Source organism: Haloarcula sediminis (assembly GCF_035656455.1).
In the GTDB taxonomy this organism is placed as follows: domain Archaea; phylum Halobacteriota; class Halobacteria; order Halobacteriales; family Haloarculaceae; genus Haloarcula; species Haloarcula sediminis.
The window spans coordinates 341,343-361,796 of the sequence record NZ_JAYMGA010000005.1 but is presented as its reverse complement, the minus strand read 5'-3'; the positions used below and the strand labels follow the sequence as shown (position 1 = coordinate 361,796).

General features: G+C 50.9%; 13 protein-coding genes and 4 pseudogenes. 10 read left to right on the top strand and 7 right to left on the bottom strand.

What is annotated here, in order from left to right; all coding sequences use genetic code 11:
- From VJ162_RS10945 to VJ162_RS10920, 6 genes and pseudogenes are all read left to right on the top strand, one after another.
- On the top strand, positions 1–343 hold a 343-nt coding region (locus tag VJ162_RS10945), incomplete at its 5' end, for a transposase (RefSeq protein WP_324664240.1).
- Positions 285–884: a hypothetical protein gene (locus VJ162_RS10940; RefSeq protein WP_324664238.1), complete on the top strand. Its 600-nt coding sequence runs from the start codon at positions 285–287 to the stop codon at positions 882–884. The genes VJ162_RS10945 and VJ162_RS10940, both read left to right, overlap by 59 nt.
- Before the next feature lie 287 nt (positions 885–1,171).
- Positions 1,172–1,864 carry an FkbM family methyltransferase gene (locus tag VJ162_RS10935; RefSeq protein WP_324664236.1) on the top strand — a complete coding sequence of 231 codons (693 nt, stop codon included), beginning with the start codon at positions 1,172–1,174 and terminating at the stop codon, positions 1,862–1,864.
- 71 nt (positions 1,865–1,935) lie between these two features.
- Positions 1,936–2,626, top strand: a pseudogene (locus VJ162_RS10930) (ISH3 family transposase); the annotation flags it as partial.
- A 312-nt stretch (positions 2,627–2,938) separates the two neighbouring features.
- Positions 2,939–4,030, top strand: a complete 1,092-nt coding sequence (locus VJ162_RS10925; RefSeq protein ID WP_324664233.1) for a hypothetical protein — start codon at positions 2,939–2,941, stop codon at positions 4,028–4,030.
- A gap of 53 nt (positions 4,031–4,083) precedes the next feature.
- Positions 4,084–5,508, top strand: a complete 1,425-nt coding sequence (locus VJ162_RS10920) for a phosphotransferase (protein WP_324664231.1) — start codon at positions 4,084–4,086, stop codon at positions 5,506–5,508.
- Positions 5,509–5,880: 372 nt separating this feature from the next.
- Here the strand turns inward: VJ162_RS10920 and VJ162_RS10910 are convergent, their stop codons facing one another.
- The 3 genes and pseudogenes from VJ162_RS10910 to VJ162_RS10900 all read right to left on the bottom strand — a co-directional run bounded on the left by VJ162_RS10910 (position 5,881) and on the right by VJ162_RS10900 (position 8,480).
- Positions 5,881–6,441 (bottom strand): IS630 family transposase, encoded by a 561-nt coding sequence (locus VJ162_RS10910; RefSeq protein ID WP_324664251.1) that lies wholly within the window; start codon positions 6,439–6,441, stop codon positions 5,881–5,883.
- Entirely contained in the window at positions 6,431–6,904 is a 474-nt protein-coding gene (locus tag VJ162_RS10905) for a helix-turn-helix domain-containing protein (protein WP_324664229.1), read from the bottom strand. The genes VJ162_RS10910 and VJ162_RS10905 overlap by 11 nt, the downstream gene beginning before the upstream one ends.
- Positions 6,905–7,314: 410 nt before the next feature.
- Positions 7,315–8,480, bottom strand: a pseudogene (locus VJ162_RS10900) (ISH3 family transposase).
- Between the two features lie 46 nt (positions 8,481–8,526).
- Here VJ162_RS10900 and VJ162_RS10895 point away from each other — a divergent pair.
- The 4 genes and pseudogenes from VJ162_RS10895 to VJ162_RS10880 all read left to right on the top strand — a co-directional run.
- A pseudogene (locus VJ162_RS10895) lies at positions 8,527–8,878 on the top strand (IS6 family transposase); the annotation flags it as partial.
- A gap of 223 nt (positions 8,879–9,101) precedes the next feature.
- The gene (locus tag VJ162_RS10890) at positions 9,102–10,151 is read left to right on the top strand and encodes a glycosyltransferase family 4 protein (protein WP_324664227.1); all 1,050 of its coding nucleotides are present in this window, start codon (positions 9,102–9,104) and stop codon (positions 10,149–10,151) included.
- Between the two features lie 132 nt (positions 10,152–10,283).
- On the top strand, positions 10,284–11,837 hold the full coding sequence (locus VJ162_RS10885; protein ID WP_324664225.1) for a hypothetical protein: 1,554 nt from the start codon (positions 10,284–10,286) through the stop codon (positions 11,835–11,837).
- A gap of 788 nt (positions 11,838–12,625) precedes the next feature.
- Positions 12,626–13,446 (top strand): annotated as a pseudogene (locus VJ162_RS10880) (IS5 family transposase).
- 171 nt (positions 13,447–13,617) lie between these two features.
- Here VJ162_RS10880 and VJ162_RS10875 read toward each other — a convergent pair.
- The 4 genes from VJ162_RS10875 to VJ162_RS10860 form a co-directional block, all read right to left on the bottom strand.
- Complete coding sequence (locus VJ162_RS10875) at positions 13,618–16,608, bottom strand: LamG-like jellyroll fold domain-containing protein (protein WP_324664222.1); 2,991 nt, start codon at positions 16,606–16,608, stop codon at positions 13,618–13,620.
- 160 nt (positions 16,609–16,768) lie between these two features.
- The gene (locus VJ162_RS10870) at positions 16,769–18,394 is read right to left on the bottom strand and encodes a histidine kinase N-terminal 7TM domain-containing protein (RefSeq protein ID WP_324664220.1); all 1,626 of its coding nucleotides are present in this window, start codon (positions 18,392–18,394) and stop codon (positions 16,769–16,771) included.
- Positions 18,395–18,564: 170 nt separating this feature from the next.
- On the bottom strand, positions 18,565–19,488 hold the full coding sequence (locus tag VJ162_RS10865; RefSeq protein WP_324664218.1) for a UbiA family prenyltransferase: 924 nt from the start codon (positions 19,486–19,488) through the stop codon (positions 18,565–18,567).
- A 94-nt stretch (positions 19,489–19,582) separates the two neighbouring features.
- Positions 19,583–20,365, bottom strand: coding sequence for a formate/nitrite transporter family protein (locus VJ162_RS10860; protein WP_324664216.1), 783 nt, complete (start codon positions 20,363–20,365; stop codon positions 19,583–19,585).
- Between the last annotated feature and the right edge of the window lie 89 nt (positions 20,366–20,454).

The following is a 20,454-nucleotide window of genomic DNA, read 5'->3' as shown; positions in this document are numbered from 1 at the left end:
CGATGCCAAGATCGGCCCGCAGGTCGCCCGCCGGAACGCGGGCGACCTGCGGAGCCTCGCTGCTGACAAAGGATACGACGCGAAAGCCTTCCGCGACGAGCTCCGTCACAACGGCATCCGCCCGCTGATCAAACACCGGCTGTTCAACTCACTCGATCACGCTCACAACGCCCGCATGGACAGTGATCGGTACCACCAACGATCCATGTCTGAAACCGTCTTCTCAAGCATCAAGCGCACGCTCGGCGGTGCCGTGCGTGCGCGAAGCTGGTGGCTCGAATTCCGTGAAATCATCCTCAAAGCCACCGTCTACAACCTTCGCCGGAGCGTTCGATACCCGTGAAATCCAGCGCAGTGTATCGAAACTACAGAGCCAAAAACAAGATATTAGCGAAGCGGTTTCCGCTCACGTGCCTCTGATTCACGGGGCTTTTGATCTGGATGCCCCACCTACTATCTGTGTCAACAAAGACGAGGTTGTCGTCTATACCCGGAATATACAAGCTTCCAGAGTCACATTCGGTAATTGCCTACTGATCGGTGCCCACATCTACGAAGTCGTTGTCACTAACCGATGGTTTGATATCCGTGTCTTTGAGTTCAACCGTGGTGTCACCGGCGGACGCCCTATTGGAATCAAACGATTTGTCTTCGCGCGGTTGTCTGATTGGCCCGCCTGTTTCGCCCATGGCGATGCACATGGAACCCCAATTCGTAACGGAATTATTGACGAACGCGGCGTAATCGCCGATGAGTTGCGCCGCGCCGTGGGCGCCGTTACAATCAATTTTGAGGTTGCGGATGAAGACGCGTCCCCTGTAAAAATTATTAGCGAGCTTGACGCCCCTGAATCTATGGTAGTATTTGCGTCTTCTTTACTCTGAGCCAACACATTTAAAATTGCCTGCGATATCGGTCAGAACGTGTGGCCCCCGTAGATTAAGGACTCCGTGTTTCCGCCATTGTCCGCGATTTTGGTGGCTAGGTCGTCGTCTGCCGAGAGGAGAACCGTGTTCAGTATAATGCTCTGACTATAGTGGAATTGAACATAAGGTGTGGATTCTTAAGTTCTGCCGCTAAAGAGAACACTATGAATCTGAAACGATCCGTCGCTAACGTTTGGTTCCGACTTTCGTTATTTAAGGGATCGAATACCATCACTCATGAAGCGATGGGAGAGACCTTCAAATATGCGTATTTTTCAAGAGTGGCATTCATCAATGCAAAAAATGTAATAAGTGATGGAAAGACCTCTGAAGGAATAGGTCTCGATCGGTTCGATCTTAATCCAGAACCCTATGCAGTTTTTGACGTCGGTGCTCACCACGGCATCTACAGTGTAATATTGGGCGTCCTAAATCCATCCGCTAAACTCTATGTATACGAACCTGCAAGTGCGCCTCGAAAGCATCTTGTTCATAATTTAGAATTGAATAATTTGCGAGCCGATGCAATGATTAGTCACAACCCTGTTACAGGGGTTTCAGGTGAATCAATACCTTTCAAGGAAGATTCAAGACCAGGGTCAGAACAGCATGGTGTCGTCGATAAGTTAGATACAGATGTTAGTATGAAATCCTCAGTTGCCCTTTCTGACGTGTTCAGGGATGAGAAAATTAACACGGCATGGCTCAAAATTGATGCTGAGGGACAGGAAGGTGCTATAGTTGACGATCTAGTGACTCAAGATACAACGAATTCGCTCGCCGGTATTATTGAATTACATCCGGAGAAATTAAGCAACGAATATTATATAGAAGGAATAATAGACACACTCAGCCAAAATGGGTTTGATGTAGAATTCCTTTGTGAATCTGCGCCAAACTACAATCATGACCGACCGATCTATTATTTCGAAAACTAGAATTTTGACCAATATTCCAAATTCTCAGTACCTCACAAAGTCCGTTAATTGAGAGATCCGCTTGCTGAAGTGTGGCCAAACAACAGCAGCAAGCAGATTGTAAATCCACAATTACCAGCTCCTTAACTTCCTCGTCAACGCAATCACTGGCGCATTTGGCGTGAGTCTCGGTAAGAACGCTGATCTTGATACCGAAGACATCTACGAGGTCCTCGTCGGCGCGACCGCCGACGCGACTTCGATCTGCACCTGCGGCCCTACTACAGTGACAAAGACGAGACTGATGGCTGATGGCCTCTACTTCAAGGAAGCCAAAGACGAACCACTGCATTTCACGCGTACGCGACACTGTACGCTCGGGTTCGTAACAAACGCTACACGCTGGCGGTGCGCCGTCTTGCCGACGGCGACACTGCCAATACGTCCTCGCAGGGTTTCTCGGCCTCGTCGATAGCTTCGCTTCGAAGTCAAGCCACTCTACGTTGATAGCGAATTCCACAACGGGAAATGCCTCACGCTGATGCAGGCGCACAACCACGCCTACGTTGTTCCAGTCATCGCATGGAGATATGACATTCAACGGGAGAGTTCGGACGGATGGAGTCGTGAGATTGAACACGATCATACGACAGAATTCGACGGTAACAGTAGACCATCGAATTTCCGGTCACCATCGACTGTACCTACAAGATGGGCCGTTACGACGAACATGAAGTGGCGCGTCACGGCTGTGCCGTTGACGCGCTCTTCATCGATACAACATGACAAGCTCGCCGCCACTACAGCAAGCGGTAATCACTGAATGGAATAGGACCTCTGGTAGTGGCAACGCTATCGTGTAGGCGGTTTCCGCAGCCGACTTAGACAGCTTCGTGGCATTACTGGCTTGGAGTGATCGTCAACCGCCGTTCCAGACGTTGCCTCATGAATGAACTCACCGTCAGAAGCAGTGGCCCAAGACGCTTTGTGAGGTACTGATTCTTATACTATGCCCATTCCTTGATAAATGGCGATCAGCACGGTCGGTTTAGGCATAGCGATACATATTAGTGTTAGCTGAATATCCCTATAACAATGAGTTCATTTGACTTCCACGGTCTGACTAATGTGAAAATTCAAGGAGCTGGACCACTAGCAGACTATTTTCAAAAATTGTATTCTGAATTTAAAACGGACGAAGTAAGCAACTCTGCCGTAGACTTTCATTGCACAGTTGTGGATGAGATAGAATATTCCCCAGATGCTACATTTGGGGCACCCTTAGACCATTTTGCTCAGAAAGGGGACGATATATACTATAGGAGTGGCAATACTATTATTGAATTCACGGACGGAATGTATGATCAGATAGTCTGCGAAAAAAATAGTCATCCGCGAATCCCACAGCTACTATTGGAGTTCAAAATTCGTGAGAGTATGTTGGAACATGACTATATCATTACCCATGCCTCCTCTGTCGTTTATAAAGGCGAAACATTTGTTTTCCCAGCGTGGAGACACACTGGTAAAACAAATACTATCCTTTCTTTACTCCAAGATGGCGCTGAAGGATACTTATCTGATGACCGCGTATTTTTATCGAAAAAGGAATCAATTAAAGCCTTCCCCACTCCTATTCACTTACTTTCATATAATTTAAAATCCTTCCCTGAATTGTCGGACTTTAGTAGTGTTGATAGGTACAGAAACTGTATTAATGAAAGGATTAACACAATTGCGTCTTCGAGAGATTCGATTCTTTTACGGGGATTAAAGTTGATATCTAATACTCACTTAGCGAAAACGGATTGGACTCCAGCTGCCGAGATGTTTAATTGCGAGATTGTAGAAAAAACAAATTTCGATAAGTTGATATTCTTAGAAACTCACCCTGAGGAAGAAGTCAGTATAAGAAAATATCCTTCGAAGAAAGCCTTCCACTTCTTACGGGCCGTAAACTACCAGGAGTGGAATTCAGAAATTCAAGATATTATACAAGTGTTGGAGCTAGTGTCTGACTCTAACTCAATACAATTCAGTAATGTTAGCAAATTTGTGAAAAAAGAGACTGAGTTAGCTAGAGAATTAGTGGAAAATACAGACACATACGTTCTAGAGATTCCAGAAGAGGAGAAATGGAATAAGAGTTTGAAGAGCAAACTTATTACTAAAATTCAGAGTATATAATCTATGAGTGCGTATAAATACATAAAGCAAATAAGACTAGATATTTAAACTAAATGTCTATCCCTCATCCTGGTCGAGAAGATTGGCGGGCGTTGGTTCCAACAGTATTTGGTGGTCGATGCCTTTGTGTTTCTCCCTCAACAAAACTTCAACCTCTTCAGCTTGCCCAAGTATGTGATCATGTAGATGTCCTCCATACCGAATCGAAGGACGAGGTAAAATACTACGCTCAAGAATGGGGAATCAGAAATATTGCATTCATAGATAACGAAGTCACCTTCTCTTCCGCAATTGACCGCGGAGGATATGACTTAATATTTACATTAGTTGAGCCTGATAATGTCCAATTGACAAACGAGACTGTTTTATATAAATTTGAAGAGGAACCGTTATTCAAAAGACCAGTGAAAAAATTTTCTGGACGTAATCCGGTTGGAAGAATAATTTTGCTTCCAAATGCACAGAGGCTATCGTATGCATTTTTCTCTAGTTCAGAAAACAGCTTTGACCTTCTTGATGATTTGGTTAAGTGGCCGTTCTCCGGGAAAATAATAAATTTATTGACAAAGATAGGGATTGGAGACAGCGTATATATCTATAATACTGATACCACAATTCGCCATAATCGATTTTGTTTATCAGGGAATAGGCGCACAACAATAATAGAGGATACTAATGAAGTTCTAAAATATCCAAACCTACCTCAACATGCGGTATTTAACAGAAAGGAGTCAGAAATTACGAAGTATATATCTAACTTTCTTCCGGATGTTCACTTACCTGATGGCGAACTTCATAACTCTCTTTTTGGAGATGTATGGGTCGAAAAATATCTTAGGGGAGAAATGTTATTAGAAAATATTAGGGTAAATAGTCATACACAAAACCTGACAATACCTATTTTATTTTTAAGAACACTATGGGATGAGACCTTGGATGGGAGGTATAAATCTCGCATAGATGTAGATCTGGAAATTCCAGGGGAAGATATAGAACCTCCAATGCTCGACAGGGAAGTAAACCTGCCTCAAGTAGTCTCTCATGGAGACTACAACTTGTCAAACATTATGTTAAGACCTTCGGGTGATCCTCTGGTATTAGACTGGGAGTTCGGAAGTATAAATTCACATCCGATATTAGACCTAGGTAACTTGCTATTAACATATGTTGATTTCACCTCAGATACGTTTAAAGATGGATTCCATCACTGGTTTTTGCAAGTTAATCAAGATTCGAAGTTTTTATACAAGATATTAAGCACTTTCGCTGAAAAATATAACATCAAAAATGACTTGATAGCCCTATATATATGTAGCTCACACGTGAATAGACTTCAGATAATTGATAGATATGATGCAGGAACTGATTACACTGATGATGTCTGGCCAAGAAGAATAGAATATATATGGAATAATATGGATAAAATATCAAATAAAATAGGGGAAGAGAGTGGAAAATTCCAACCTTTAATCAAATAATGTTATAGTAAACAGGCGAAATTTGATATTATGACTCAATAGGGATTAAATAGTTGAGCGAGTTTGAGAAGCGAGTAGGTCTCAGTGAGTTCCGTTAATGAAGATGTAGACTTCCTCAGAGAAGCTTAGACGAGGACATTCAAGATGTTGGCAGAACAAGCGCACCCCGACACAGCTACAGTGGTTTGAGGTGCGTCTCCATACAGCGGGGCTGTCGATCAAGAAGGCGATGTCAATCTTAGTGTAGCTTCAGGCATTGTCTCGCTAGTTCTGGCCCATCGGAACTGGATAGAGTCCACGTAGCTTGATGCGCGCGTCATTGGTTGTGAATTGCCAGTCGATGAGTCGTTTTGTCGCGTTGCGATCATCCTGCTACGCAGCGACCTCTGAACAGAGTGTCGCTGCGTGATAGATTCGCCGATCGAGACACTGTCGCTTGAGAACGCCGAGCTCAATCTCCGCCATATTCAGCCAACTCCCGTGTTTTGGGACAAAATGAAACTCGAATCGATCGAGATATTCTTGTGCTTCGTCCGGTGGTAAGAATTGGTAGAAGTTAGCCGGATTGTGAGTGTTGAGGTGGTCTATCACAACTCGGATGCAGTCCGCATCCGGGTAGTGATTATCCGCCAGTTCGACCATTTGGTCAACCCATTCGCATGCGCGTCGTCGATCAGTGACCGCGACGGTTACCCACCCGGTCAGCGGTTCCGTGGCAAGGTGAATTTTCTTCTTTCCGTTTCGCTCGTAGTGTGTGTCGATTCGAGCGACCGATCCCGGTTCGGCCGGGATCGGGTCGCGCTTATGCCCACGAAGCGCCTTACTTGACTCGTCGAAACAGATGACCGGCCGATCCTCGTCGTACGGTTCGTGGTAGAGATCGAGGACATTGTCCATTTCGTAGACGAACTGCTTATTTTGATCAGGCCGAATCGCCCAATAGTCGTAGAGATGGGGTTTCAGGGCGTTTTTTTAGCCGCTGTCGAACGGTTTCGTGAGAGATCGACTCGAAGTCGATCTCGTCGAGTGCGACAAGTTCGTCGGCGAGGAGGTGGAGCGTCCAGCGAGCGTGTCCTTCTGGTGGATCGCTACAGGCGAGTTTGATGAGGTGGGCTTCAGCCTTGCCGTCGAGTTTGCGTTCGTACTCGCGGTCGGGCTTGCGGCGATGAATCGCCGCGAGCCCTCGCTCACAGTAGTTTTTGCGTGCGTTGTACGGTGTTCCGATTGAACAGCCGACGTGCTCACAGATTTCAGCATCTGTGAGCCCGTCGTCAGCCTTCAACAGAATTCTGGCTCGGGTATTATCCTCAGATTTTCGCTCACTGGTCGAAATGAACCACTCAAGCGTTCTGCGTTCCTCAGCAGAGAGATCGACAACGTGCTGTTTTCGTCCCATTCCTGTAAATGCGCGCTCAGAGAGCTTAAGCTAGCAAGTACAAACTTGAAGCTACACTTAGACCTGCTGGGTGTCGATCGCTCTCACGGTGCGGTCTGAAACTGGGTGCATACGTTGTCCGAAGCACAGGGTAACCCTCTGATGGCGGCGCGGTCGGCGGGCCGCGATTGGTGAGAAACAGGTCGAGGTTGATGGCAAAAGTGGCTATATGGGGCAATCGACGCAGACTCAAAACTCAGTACCTCACAAAGCATCACCAGTTGACCTGAGTTGAGTCACCTGTTCTGTTGGGATGCGTCGTCGATAGTGGTCAAAGAACGCTAATCGAAGGGGGAGCTGCCGCTGTCGGCGGCGATCAGCCGCCGACGCGGCAGCGTTGCCACTCGCAAGGCGGCGTCCTCGGTCGGTGATTACCGGTGGAACCGGTCATCTGGTGGCCGGTTCACGGGGACGGCCCGACGCACTGCGAGGGCCGTCCACGCTGCCCGACACAGCATGTTAATGAACTCCTCGAAGGACCACTTCCAGAGGCGACGCCCGCCACGGCGGGGCGTCGCCACATACTCCCAATGGAGATACCGCCAGACATTCTGCAAGAGTAGACTAACCACGACGTACAGCAGCCGTACAACCGGATTCTGTGTCGTGGTCGTTACAATGCTTTGTTCGGAGAGTCGGTAGCTGGCCTCGATACCGAAGCGTTTCGCGTAGTGGTATCGAGCATCTCGTGGTGTGTCAATGAACGGCGCGTCAGCGGCGTAGCCGTGACGCGCCACTCCGTGTTCGTCGTATCGCCCGTTTTGGTAGGTACAGTCGATGTAGACGGGAAACTCGACGGTCCAGCTGTGACCGTCGAGTTTCCCTGTCAGTTCGTGTTGGATGACGCGGCTCCATCCTTTGGAGAGTTCCTGCTTGATCGTCTTTCCCCACCGGACGATCGGCATCACGTACGCGTAGTTGTGTGCCTGGAGGAGAGTGAGACACTTGCTATCGTAGAATTCGCGGTCAAGATAGACGGCCTTGACGCTGAGGTCAAGGCCGTCAAGGATACCAAGAAACTCGGTGAGGACACTGCTGGCGGTGTCGCCGTCGACGAGACGGCGCACGCCAGCGTGTATCGCTTATTCTTCACACGCGCGTAGAGTGTCGCATAGGCGTGGAACGCGGTGGTTCCACGCTTTGCCTCTGAGTGGTAGAGGCCAGCTGTTTCGTCCTCGTCACCGTAGTAGGGCCGCAGGTGGAGGTCTGCGACGACCTCCACCTGCTCGGGAAGAACCTCTAGAACGTCCTTTTGCAGGAGTGCGTTCCCAACCTGTTCAACCGACGTTAGGTCGAACTTCTCCCGGAGGTGGTACAGAATCGTGTTTTGATGGGGAGAATTCTCACTGGTCTCGCAAAGTTCAGATATCGAGGTCCCGTCGGCGCAAGCGCCGACGAGGACCTCGTAGATATCCTCAGCACCGATTTCAGCATTAGCGCCAAGACCGAGGTCAACTTCCTCGTCAAGCGTGTTGACGAGGAAGTTAAGGAGCTGGTCTTCGTGGATTTCACCGTCTGCTTGCGGGGTTTTGGACACACTTCAGCAAGCAGACCTCTCAACTAACCGGCTTTGTGAAGTACTGAAACTACTTCTCGAACTGCGCATGTTCAGCGCCGCAGCGTAAGTCCCGCGGTGGCGTTCTTACTTCGACTCACAGAGAATCACAATCTTGCCGAGACAGAGTTTCTTGTCGATGCTAGCGACTATCTGACTGCCTTTTCACGGCTCGATTTGTGTGGTCGGCTAGATTACCGAATCCGGAAACATATCGGAAGGGGTTCCATACTGAAACCATGCGGATCGAGCGTTTTCACTCTGTCTGGCGGAGCACCACTCCAGTGCGAAACAGCGGATACGACACTTCAGACATCCCTAAAGTACGGCTCAACCAAGCACTCGACGGCAAAACACCAGCTAAGGTATTCAAGAATTAGGCAGCAACGGCTAGTTTGGTATAAATTCTGCGTTAGTAGTACACAGTATGTCCAACACCGTTCAGAGGTTTGTCGGTTATCAATACATTTTTTATTCCGCCCTTGCTCAAATCTAGTCACAATGAGTATACTAAAATCTCACCCTCGTTCAGCTATCTTAATTCATGCTTTGACTGCTGCGTATGTATCGATAGTCTACTGACGCACTTATTAGATATCAATAATGAAGGAACTCAATATCGCGGTCGTACACAATAAAATCCGGGATTATCGCAATCCACTATTCCGCAAAATTTCAGAAAACTATAATACAGACTTTTACATATTTGATGGCACAGAGGACAGTTATCCATATAACGCCTACTTCCTTTCTGGTAAAGATTTATTCCTTGAAATAGCGAGGGGAGATTATGATGTTGTTATACTCCCCGACTTTGTTTTTAAACATGCCTGGTTGGCAGGAAGTGCAGCGGTCTTGTCAGGTGCAGGTATTGTCTCATGGACCGAAGTATGGGATATGCCGCACACAAAGTTCTCAAAAACAATGATGAAGCGATTGCTAGCGTTCGGCATGGGAATTATTTCTGATACGTTTGTTGTTCCTGGAAAAAAATCTGAAGACTTTATAAAGAAAAGTTCTTTCATGAAAAGTTCTGTAATATTTACGGCACCAAATGCTCCCTACTTACCCGGAAAGGAACAATCGGTACACAAATATTATGATATTAGTGGGGACAAGGAAATTGTCTTATTTTTAGGAAGACTTATAGAAATAAAAAGGGTGGAAGACATAATTAAAGCTGTAGATATGATTGACAGTTCGGGCCAAATTCAACTACTGATTGGTGGAGAGGGAGAAGAAGAATATACAGAGTCGCTCAAGGCAATATCGAATGCAGACATAACAAATTACTTAGGATGGGTACCCAGGGAACACGTTAAAGCGTTGTATGAATTGTCAGATGTCTATGTTCTTCCAAGTTTGACAGATGCATATCCACTTACAGTCGTTGAAGCTATGTCGGTAGGGACTCCTGTCGTAATAAGCGAAGGCGTGGGAGAGGCGGGTGATATTGTTCGCCAAGGCGAGACTGGCGAAATTGTCCCGACAAAATCTCCAGAAGCTCTCGCAGATGCTATTAAGAAAATCCTCACTAACCCAAAGTATGCTGAGCGTCTTTCGGCAAAAGGCAAGAAGGTGGTCTCAGAGGAAGCAACATATGAAAAAATGCTTCAGGGATTCTCTGACGCGATAGAACGGGCTACGGAGTAAACTAAAATGTCATACACACGGGTGAAGTTCATCATATCTGTTGTTGTGTTATTATTTTCGTCGATAATAGTGGGGGTAGAGTATAGCGGAAAAATATTCCCGTTACTCCCAGCTGGTTTGGTATGTGCTATAATGGTCAGCATTGCAATCTCTAATGAGTGCAAAAATTCCTATTTCCTGTCTGTTATAGGTATTATTTCATTATCTGTTTTTTATCGAACGTATATATTTCTCTTTCCACCGGGTCTAATAGGAAAAGATCCTGACACATATGCCTACAATATCCATTCTATCATGGTATCCGGGAATATAGAATCAGTAAATATGTATTTTTATTCAGATGCCTCTTTGTTTCTTGACTTAGGAGCAATGTTTGGTATCGTTGGGGATACCACTGCTGCGGAGGCCATGATGATTTTCCCAATCGCGGTAGGGGTAGCCATTCCAACTACTACAGCTTCAATCACATACCGACTTACAGAAAATAAGCAGGCAAGTTTGTATGCAACTGCTATTGCTGCAGTAGCATCAATTTCTATCTGGTTTTCCTATTGGCCGATTCCTCAGACTCTCGCAGCTATTTTTTGGATGATATTTATCTCTTCAGCTATCTGGTATGAACAGACAGAGAAAAAAGCGTTTTTCTTGATTGCCGGCATGATGTTGTTTACACAAATATTCACTCATAAAATGCCTCTATTGATTATGTTGGCTAGTACAGGGGCGTATATATGTATCTCCTTGACCAATAATAAAATCTCTAAAGAAAACCCTCTATTGGATCAACGGTGGATTATTTTAGTATCCATGACAGCAATAGCTCTTGTACTTCAATGGACCTATCTGACAGATTTATTAATTTCGATCCGCATCCTATTTGTACGACTGCTGTCCACTGGGTCAGTTTCTCTTCAATCCACCCCAGGAGGAGATCCAAGCCATGCAATTAGAGCATACTCAGGCTTGTACGGTATTCTCATCCGTAGAGTACATGCTTTCGTATTACTTCCATTGGGGGGTATTGGATGGTTGTATCTTTTACTAAATGATTCAAAGAATCAAGTAGGATGGATAATAATTGCTGCATCCTCAACAGGAGTGGCCTTCATTAGTTTAGGCTTAATAAGCCCTAGCTTAGGGCCAATCAGGGCAGTTCTTATGACAGAACCATTCCTTGCGGTACTCGCTGCCATAGCGATTACTGGAGTATATTCTAAAGGAATACCCCACTGGCCAAATATAGCGAGGCTGCTATTAGCTATTATATTGGTATCGCAACTATCTGTAATCTATGTCTCTCCTGATCATCCTTCTCATCCAAGAATGTACCTTTCAAATGAAGAAGTTCAAGGAAAGCAATTTGGGCATGAATATGTTGATAATCCTATCTATACTGATGGGTACTTTGCTAATGAATTAACACCATATGAGATAAATCATAATCTCAAAGAGAAAAAGAGATACTCGTCATACACTCCCAAGTCTTTAAATGGTAATCTCACTAGCCATGGATACCAGCAGATAGCTTATCGTACTAATGTGGATGTCTACAGTTTGAATGGTGGCATTTGGCGATTAATTTGGGAGCCGGAAACCCACCTACGAACTCATTATAATAAGACATATTCAAATGGTGGTTTAGATATCTACTGGCAACGTCGTGGCGAATCGTCGGATGTAGCTTGATTCCATGGGTCCAGGGACTGCTTGATACTGTGAATGGCACAAGTTCGACGAGTTCACGGGATTCAAGTCTTGAAGCCATGTGTCGAACAGGAAATGTCGGGGATGGTATATGAAACTGTATTGACAAGGACCGTCGGCTTCAGCGTCAGTATGAGGTAGTCCGGATGATTTATATAGTGGCTGGATGCCGCTCGGTGATCGAAAACGTCCCATCCAGCCCTCCATGTTCGGGTGGATCGCATCTGGTTACCGACCGTGTGAGCAGTTGGTGCCAGACACGGGTTGGCACCCGCCTGAACGACAGCCACAGCGTCAAGGGTGCCGGGAACTCGGTGCGGGCTAATTGCAAGATTGCGCGCACCCAATCCATCCCCTAGCCCGATCAACCATCTCCACGTAGCTTGCGTTCATATGAACTTGGAGGAAATGTAGTGTGAGATACTTCCACCCGGCAAACCGTTTTCAACTTGGCCGCTCACCACCACTGTGGGGCTGGCCGCATAGCGCTTTTGAGCCCGTGATCAGTTATTTAATGATAAGAAAGAGTTCTTAGACACATTCCTCTCTTCGGCTTTACCCCCGCCAGTAGAGCGACGTTATTACACTGTCGTCTTCGGATTCATTATAAGCGTGGATGTCAAGATTGGTTTGAGCGAGCGAAGCATAAAAGAAATACGTCGGGAATGTCACTACGCGGTTCCGACACAACAACGATGGGCACTGTAGTTTCGCTAGACGCAACAGCTACGACTGCGTTATCTCGGTAGAAAGCGAAGAGACAGATTGGTTTGACATCCGAAATCCGTCTCTTCACTCGTGTTACGGTCGCTAAAGCTAAAGCAGTTGTCGCAAACCCGGACGAACCCGCCGACCCCGAAGGGGGTGGCGGGTTCGCCGAATGGGCGATGCTGACACTCCATGCGCTCCGTATCGAACTGAGAAAATCCTACCGCGTTGCACTTGATTTGCTGAGTGAGATGCCCGGTGTCCTTGACGAAATCGGCCTCACACGGCTGCCTCACTACACGGTTCTTCGCACGTGGTTTGAGCGGATTCCGACCGGGACATGGCGTGCGTTTCTCGGCGCGTCGGCCGAGAAACGCACCGGCCACGCTTCGATCGATGCAACAGGCTTTGATCGTGACCAACCAAGCCGACACTACGCAAACCGCACAGACTACCGCGTCCGGTCGTTGAAAGTGACTGCGCTGGTGGATGTCGAAACGCTGTACATCACCGACATCCACTCGACTACCTCGAAGAAACACGATGCCAAGATCGGCCCGCAGGTCGCCCGCCGGAACGCGGGCGACCTGCGAAGCCTCGCTGCTGACAAAGGATACGACGCGAAAGCCTTCCGCGACGAGCTCCGTCGAAACGGCATCCGCCCGCTGATCAAACACCGCCTGTTCAACTCACTCGATCACGCTCACAACGCCCGCATGGACAGTGATTGGTACCACCAACGATCCTGTCTGAAACCGTCTTCTCAAGCATCAGGCGCACGCACGGCACCGCCGAGCGTGCGCGAAGCTGGTGGCTCGAATTCCGTGAAATTATCCTCAAAGCCATCGTCTACAACCTTCGCCGGAGCGTCCGATACCCGTGAAATCCAGCGCAGTGTATCGAAACTACAGAGCCCAACGATGGGTACCTACAGCCCCTCGTTGAACCTGAATATGGGGACGACAGTCGTTTTCAATTTCACGGATATCTAAACCAAAGTAAATAAATCAAAGGAATAAGGCCGATTGTGAGTATAGCTATGAGTTATATATTACTATGATTTCCCGGAAGAATACCTTTCATTTATTTCTGAGGAATTTAGGCTTCGCGAATATAGCTTAATTTCATCTATTTGAATAGGGGCATGTTGATTGGGTCGGTAACCAATTGTTAGACTACCTCCACTGTTTATATTGTTAGTCCATGTGATGTTTTTTCTCGACTGGAGTCTGCCATTCGAATACAGACGACTTTCGGAACTGGCCCTATCAACTACAAAAACAATTTGAGTCCAATTCTTGAATTCAGTAGTCTGTATACCAAAGTTTTTATGACGTTCTGGTGACATTCCATCAATTGCGACTCCAAAATCGGTGTCACTCCGGGCCCAAATTCCGACTCTTTGATTTGAATTTCTATACTGAAGCACTGTAGGATATGTGCTCTCGGCTTCTGTAAGATTGCCCCTCAACCACAATGAAATTGTGAACGATGAATTAAGATTTATATTGTTACGGTCAGGAATTACAATTCCGTCGTCCTGTCCGTCAAACTCAAGCGCACTCCCATTTACACCATCAACGATTGTTGTATCCTTTACTATTCCTGTATGGCCACCAACTCGGTCATACACTACCGACCCGTCGCTTCGATCAAATGGCCAATGGGCTATGCCTTCGCGGTCGTGCTGAACAGTTCGAGTTCCTGACTGTATGTCATTGGTAGAAATGTTAACCTCATCCTCATCTTCAATAGTATATTGACCAGTGTAAGGAACCGTGACTGAATACAGTCCATAGGGGTTCGTCTCCGCCTTCCGGTCATAGGTAAATGTCGTTCCGTTGATCGACTTGCTGGTCGAGAGAGGGACCACAGAATCGTTTCTGACCCCAATGATAGTTGCTCCCGGAACGACCTCGGTCACCGTATGCTCATCTCCGATATAGACCGTCCTGTAATGGGACAGTCCATCACTGCCATTTGATGCACTCCCGTACTGCTCGTGAACCCGGGTTTGCAGCGAATTCTGTTTTTTTGTCTCGATTTCTCCTGTTACAATATACGTATCCCGACCGCTCAGATTCTGATACCATCTTGTTACGTTTCGAGACCTGACAAACATCTCGTAGTTATCCCGTGCGTAGCCGTACGACTCAGAATTGCCATCGAGATAATAATTGTACACTCGATTCTGGCTCCACGGACTGAAGATATACCCTTCACCGTCAGTGTCGTTTACCGTCGAACTGATCCACTTCGCCGTCTGGTATGTACCATCGTCGACGGCAATCTGTGACTGCTTCACCGGTGTCTGGAGGAAGCCGAGACTCGCCACCATCAGGAACAGGACTACAAAATAGCCGATAGTTCGCATCTCTGGTATCCTAAGTGATTCAACCCGTTCTTTCGCCGATGCGGCTTGCTGTTGGACCTTCCCGGCTACTCCCTCAGTGAGGTCGACAACAGATGCCAGATGGATGAATCCGATTCCTGCAAACACCGATGCAAACACCGACAGTGATCCGGCAAATCGAAGCTGGACGGCGCTAAGAACAATAAAATACAGGAAATATACAGTGGCGACAACCTGCACCGGCCGGTGTTCCTTGTACGCCCGCCACGTATCCATGAGGCCATATGGTAGAGCTACATAAAATACAAACCCGAGTATGAGTAGCGGCCCGACTATACCAGCATTATTAAAAAGCGATGTCGTTTCGGCAATACCGCTCTGGTTGGTCTGAGAAAGATAGTTGAGGAAGTCAGTGATAGTCTTGGACAATTCCGGAATCGTGGCCCACATACCCGTAGCGACGATCACACCGACTCCCGTCGCTGAACCAGTAACTACCTGTAGCGACCACTCACTTCGGAACGCAATTTCACCGACGAGTAACACGGCAAAAGTACCCAAAAGCAAGAGCGCGGGAGCACCGACACGCACCCACCGCATTTCCCATCCCCAGAGTGTCGCGGGAACGACAGCCAGAACTGCTGCCAAACCAAGTCCAAGAACAAGCGGCACGTTCCCGACCAGTGGTGATTGCCCAGCACGAACGTCTGAAATAGCACGGTATAGCGCGTAGCCAGCGGCTGGAATATATAGCAATGGCCCGGCTCGCCATGCAAGCGACTGGCCGGCAATCCCCACACCGAGGAGACAGATTCCAGCCCAGGTAGCTTTCGAACTTGACAAGAGCGACCGCCAATCAGTGTCCGCTTCAACTACATATTCGTCAGCGATAACGATGAGGGCGTAGGCGGTGGCGGCAACGAATACGTAGTCGAACGCGTGATGGTCACCGAAGCCGAGTGCGGTCCGGAAGGCATGCGCTGGTGTTACCGCCAGTAGCAGTACCGATGCGAGTCCGACTCGCCGATCCGCAGTCAGCCTGACTGCTATCAAATATACAAACATAGAACTCACAACCCCAGCAATGACCGGGAGCCACGCTAACGCGAGTCCAGCCGCATGTGGCGTGCCGCCAAGCACGAGGGCAAACCACCACGCAACAACGACATAGAGATGGTCCTGGGCCAGTCCAGTACCGAGATACTCGGTCAGTGTCCCAAACGCAAAGGGTGCGACATCGTTCGCTAGTATCTGTTCGACATAGTAGCGATAGCCCCAGGGGTCGTTGCTTGCGAGGACCACGTTGCCATCCCGGAACACGCGGGGCCACATGAATACGGTGCGCATGAGCGCGACGAAAACGAGCGAGCCAACCAGTGCCAGGCTGGCATTTCGATCCACGTCGGGGAGTGACAGCGTTGGCCATTCTCGCGATTCCTCTGTATCGCCAGTCTCCATGGCGTCACCAGTCACTGCGGCACTGACGGCGGCTTGGTCCGTTACCCGATAACCGTCGTCGACCTTCTCGGCGATACCACGCGAGACAATCTCACCGAACGTTCCGGAGTCGATTGAGAGGTCGTCGAACGTCCAGGGACCGCCCTCGTCGACCGCGAGGATTTCTTCCAGAGCGGATTCGGCTTCGGGTTTGTCCGCGAGGAGTTCCTCTGTCGCCTCGCGTACGTCGTTCATACGACCAGTAAGCAAAGAGATGCGAATAAAGCCATCGGAGTCAGTAATGGTGGTGAATCAGGTATCGATAGCTCACGTCTACTAGGAATTGAACACCCGGTCACGTCGCTTATTCGGACTAATCGAAGCTGCCTGTCTCAGAACTCACTAACGGGAATCCTCACCCCCGCCCAGCCACCGGCATCTCTAGGGTCACACACGTCCCCGACTCGTCGGACTCAAACTCCACCGAGCCGCCGGCAATGTCGGTCCCCCAGACCACCAGCGCAAGCCCAAAGCCGCTGCCGTGTTTCAGCGGCGTCTCGGTTCCCTCCTCGACTAGCGCGAGCTCGTGGTCCTCGATACCGGGCCCGTTGTCCGTGACGCGGACCTCGACGGTCCCCTCGTCGACCTCGACGCTAACGCGCACCCACGGCTGCGAACTGGTGTTGTGCTGGGCGGCGTTCTCGATCACGTTCGAACAGACGATGTCGAAGAGGCCGTCGACGACGATATCCTGGGGGCCGGGGTCGTAGTCGACGGTGACCTCGGGGTAGGCCTCGGCGGTCGCGTCGACACACTCCTGGAGGATGGCGTGCAGTCGCAGGTTCTCGCGGTCTTTCCGGCCCTCCTCGAAGACGTCGATTATCTCGCGGACCTTCTCGCCGGTCGCCTCTATCTCCAGGGCGTTGCGCTTGAGCGTCTCCGCTTTCGACTGGCTGTTGTGTGTCGCCAGGTAGCCGGCGTAGCCGAGGATGACCTGGATGTTGGTGCGGATGTTGTGCCGGAAGACGCGATGCAACACTTCCAGACGCTGTTGCATCCGAAAGAGGTCGCTGATGTCGTGGAGCGTGATGATGCGGCCGATGGTCCGGTCGTGAACGTCGGTGACGGGACTCTCGGAGACGTCGTAGGTCTGTCCGGTGCCCTGGGGCGTGAACACGCGCTTTTGCTGGCCCGGCGTCTCGGTGGTGGTCAGGTCGGGGCTGACGGCTTCAAGGGGCTCCCCGAGCGCCTGCTCCGGCGTCGTCCCGAGGAGGGTCGCCGCTTGGTCGTTCATGTCCACGATGGTCCCGTGGGTGTCCAGAACGAGTGCGCCCTGGTGCATCTGTTCGTACAGCGACCGCCGGGCGTGACGGATGGGCGTCGGGCTCGCGCCGAAGAGCCTGAACTGGGTCAGCGCCGAGAGATACGCGACGCCCGACAGTGTGAACGCGACCGGCGTCGGGTCGATACCGGCGGTCGGCAGGTAGCCAAACAGGTGCGTCAGGTTCGTCGCCCACGGGGCCACTAGCCCGATGAGCAGCGCGAGGCTCTGGCCGCGGAAGGACCGCACCTGGCTCGTGACGAGCTCCAGCAGCGGGACAATCCCGAGGAAGCCGAGCAGATAGGTGTAGGCCGCGATGACCCAGAACCAGGGGCCGGGAACTCGCGTCGGCGTGTCGATATAGAGCCACTGGTGATACGGGTCGGTGAGAGCGAGGAAAACCGTAATCGCGGGGACAACGGTCGCCAGTAGGATGTGTTTCCGCGTGGTGTACTCGTTGTATCCACTGTACTCCAACGAGAAGACGAGCCACGCGACGGGGATGAACGCGATGCCGATCCAGGAGATGCTGATAAAAAAGGCCCGGCCAGCCGTTGTAGTCGCCTGTATCTGGAATATCAGTGTCGCCGACCACCAGCACTGGCCTGCCATGAGGAGGACCAGCGGTACCGCCCCTGGCTTCGGCCGTTCCCGCCACGCGAGGAGCCCGGCTGTGACACCGACTGCGACCGACCCAACGAGCGCCAACTTCACGAGCACCAGTGCTACCACGACGTATGATATCTGATGGCTAAGGTTACAAATAAGATAGGGTAGATCAAGCGAAAAGAGGAGGCCTTCAACTAATACTGTTGCAGTATATGGATTGTGACATAATAAATCGAAAAAATTAGAATACTGCTGTCTATCCCCCACGACTTGGCGGTACGTTACATCAATGGTGGAAACACGAGAACGAGCAACGGGAGCCGACTACACTCGGCCGCCACGGTGAGCAGTCCGTCGTTGTCGATACGGCCGAGAGCGGCTACGACTCCGGTCAGATACAGTAGGCTGACGAGGAGCCAGACGGTCTCGCCCAGCGCGAGGAGGCCGTCGGAAAACGCGGTGACGAGCACCGCGGCACCGAGGGCCGTCACGCCGTAAAGCGCGTACCGCGTACCCCGGACACCGACGACGACCGGAAGCGTCTTGACACCTATGTCCCGGTCGCCGACGCGGTCACGGACGTTCGGTATCTCCACGTCGACGAACGTTGCCAAGAAGAAGATCAGACACACGATGCCAGCGGTCGGCGTCAGCGGTGCGCCGACGAAGGCCAGCGGCAGGAAGACGACGACGAGCGCCCAGGCGCCGGCGACGAGGGCAGAGTTGAGGACGAAGACCTGCTTGAGACGTTTCACCCGCCCGAAGCTGGGCAGCCAGTCCTGAGCGTAGCAGAGCCAGGCGGCGCCCGGGACGAGCGCCAGCGCGAAGGCGACCGGGCCGCCAAGCACCGCGAGCGCGACCGCGAGTCCGTACGCGGCGGCGGAGAGGGCGTACAGCAGCCGGTTGTAGCGCCTGACGAAGGCAGTCCGTGCCGGCGTGGTCCGCTCGTCCGTCTCGACATCGGCCACTCTGTCGTTGCCGTACACCGCGAACGTCAACAGTCCCGCGACGAGCGGCGCCGGAGTCAACGGCAAGTCGAGCAGTTCGGTGACGATGACTACCTCGGCTGCCGCGATGACCGCGAGATACGCGGAGCTAAACAGCATGAAGTTCTTGAGAAGCGTCCCGAGTCGATACAGCCTCGATGGGATCGCCCGGGGCGATACTGACGGATCGTTCGCGTTCTTCTGTGGTTTGGTTGCCATTACTGCGAGTAAATATTTACGAGATAGCGTGAAAATCACTAGCTATTTTCCCGACACAAATATGGGAAATATACGGGGCGCATCGATTTCCGGCTCACCCCTCGCTGGCGCCGGCGGCCTGGGCGACGTGTGCGAACGTCACCAGTCCGAGCCCGCCGACGAGGTTACCCGCCGTGACGACGCCGACCACGGTCCCGACTCGGACGGGGGCGACGCCCGCGCCGAAGAGGACGCCCAGAAACACGTGCAACGCCGTGACGACGACGTGTTCGAACGGGCCGAGCGCGAGCAGGACGCCGACGACGTAGGAGAGCGACAGCCGGCTCCCGTCGCTCTCGACCGAGACCAGGAGAAAGGAGAGCAGGCTCACGAGGGCGCCCCCCGCGATGGCCCGGGCGAACGAGGCCACCAGCCCCCGCGTGGCGCTCTCGGTCGCGACTGTCGCCAGCGCGTCGGTCGTGCCCGCCGGCAGGGCACCGTCGACCGCGAAGACGAGCGAGAACAGCCCGCCGCCGACCAAGTTGAACAGGAGCGTGACGACCCACAGCCGGAACAGCGCCCACACTACGCTGGGGTCGCCGCTGTCGACGGCCGCAGCGGCCGGGTCGGAAAAATTCTCGTTGAACAGCTCCGTCCGGCCCGCCACCAGAAAGACGACGCCGACGCCGAACGCGAGCGCGCCACCGAGCGCGGCGACGCCGTGGCCGACCGGTCCCAGGAGGCCCTCGACGATACCCAGCCCGACGAGCCCGAAGACGACGGTAAAGCCTGCGATGAAGCTAGTCGAGACGAGTTCGAGCAGCGACTGGTCGAGCCGGCGCTGCCCTTCCGCGACCGCCCGGTCGAATATCTCGCCCGGTGTCGGCTCGCTGGCCATACCCGGCGCTCGCCCGCGGGCCGGAAAACGCCGCCGAGCGTTCGCGGACGTAGCCGGTTCCTAGACCCGCTCTCGACTGACCCAGATAT

Excerpts from the sequence above, each read along its gene's own strand:
- VJ162_RS10890 (WP_324664227.1), top strand. The coding sequence starts at position 9,102 with ATGAAGGAACTCAATATCGCGGTCGTACACAATAAAATCCGGGATTAT.
- VJ162_RS10925 (WP_324664233.1), top strand. The coding sequence starts at position 2,939 with ATGAGTTCATTTGACTTCCACGGTCTGACTAATGTGAAAATTCAAGGA.
- VJ162_RS10865 (WP_324664218.1), bottom strand. The coding sequence starts at position 19,488 with ATGGCAACCAAACCACAGAAGAACGCGAACGATCCGTCAGTATCGCCC.
- VJ162_RS10935 (WP_324664236.1), top strand. The coding sequence starts at position 1,172 with ATGGGAGAGACCTTCAAATATGCGTATTTTTCAAGAGTGGCATTCATC.
- VJ162_RS10920 (WP_324664231.1), top strand. The coding sequence starts at position 4,084 with ATGTCTATCCCTCATCCTGGTCGAGAAGATTGGCGGGCGTTGGTTCCA.
- VJ162_RS10885 (WP_324664225.1), top strand. The coding sequence starts at position 10,284 with ATGGTCAGCATTGCAATCTCTAATGAGTGCAAAAATTCCTATTTCCTG.
- VJ162_RS10860 (WP_324664216.1), bottom strand. The coding sequence starts at position 20,365 with ATGGCCAGCGAGCCGACACCGGGCGAGATATTCGACCGGGCGGTCGCG.
- VJ162_RS10875 (WP_324664222.1), bottom strand. The coding sequence starts at position 16,608 with ATGAACGACGTACGCGAGGCGACAGAGGAACTCCTCGCGGACAAACCC.
- VJ162_RS10905 (WP_324664229.1), bottom strand. The coding sequence starts at position 6,904 with ATGGGACGAAAACAGCACGTTGTCGATCTCTCTGCTGAGGAACGCAGA.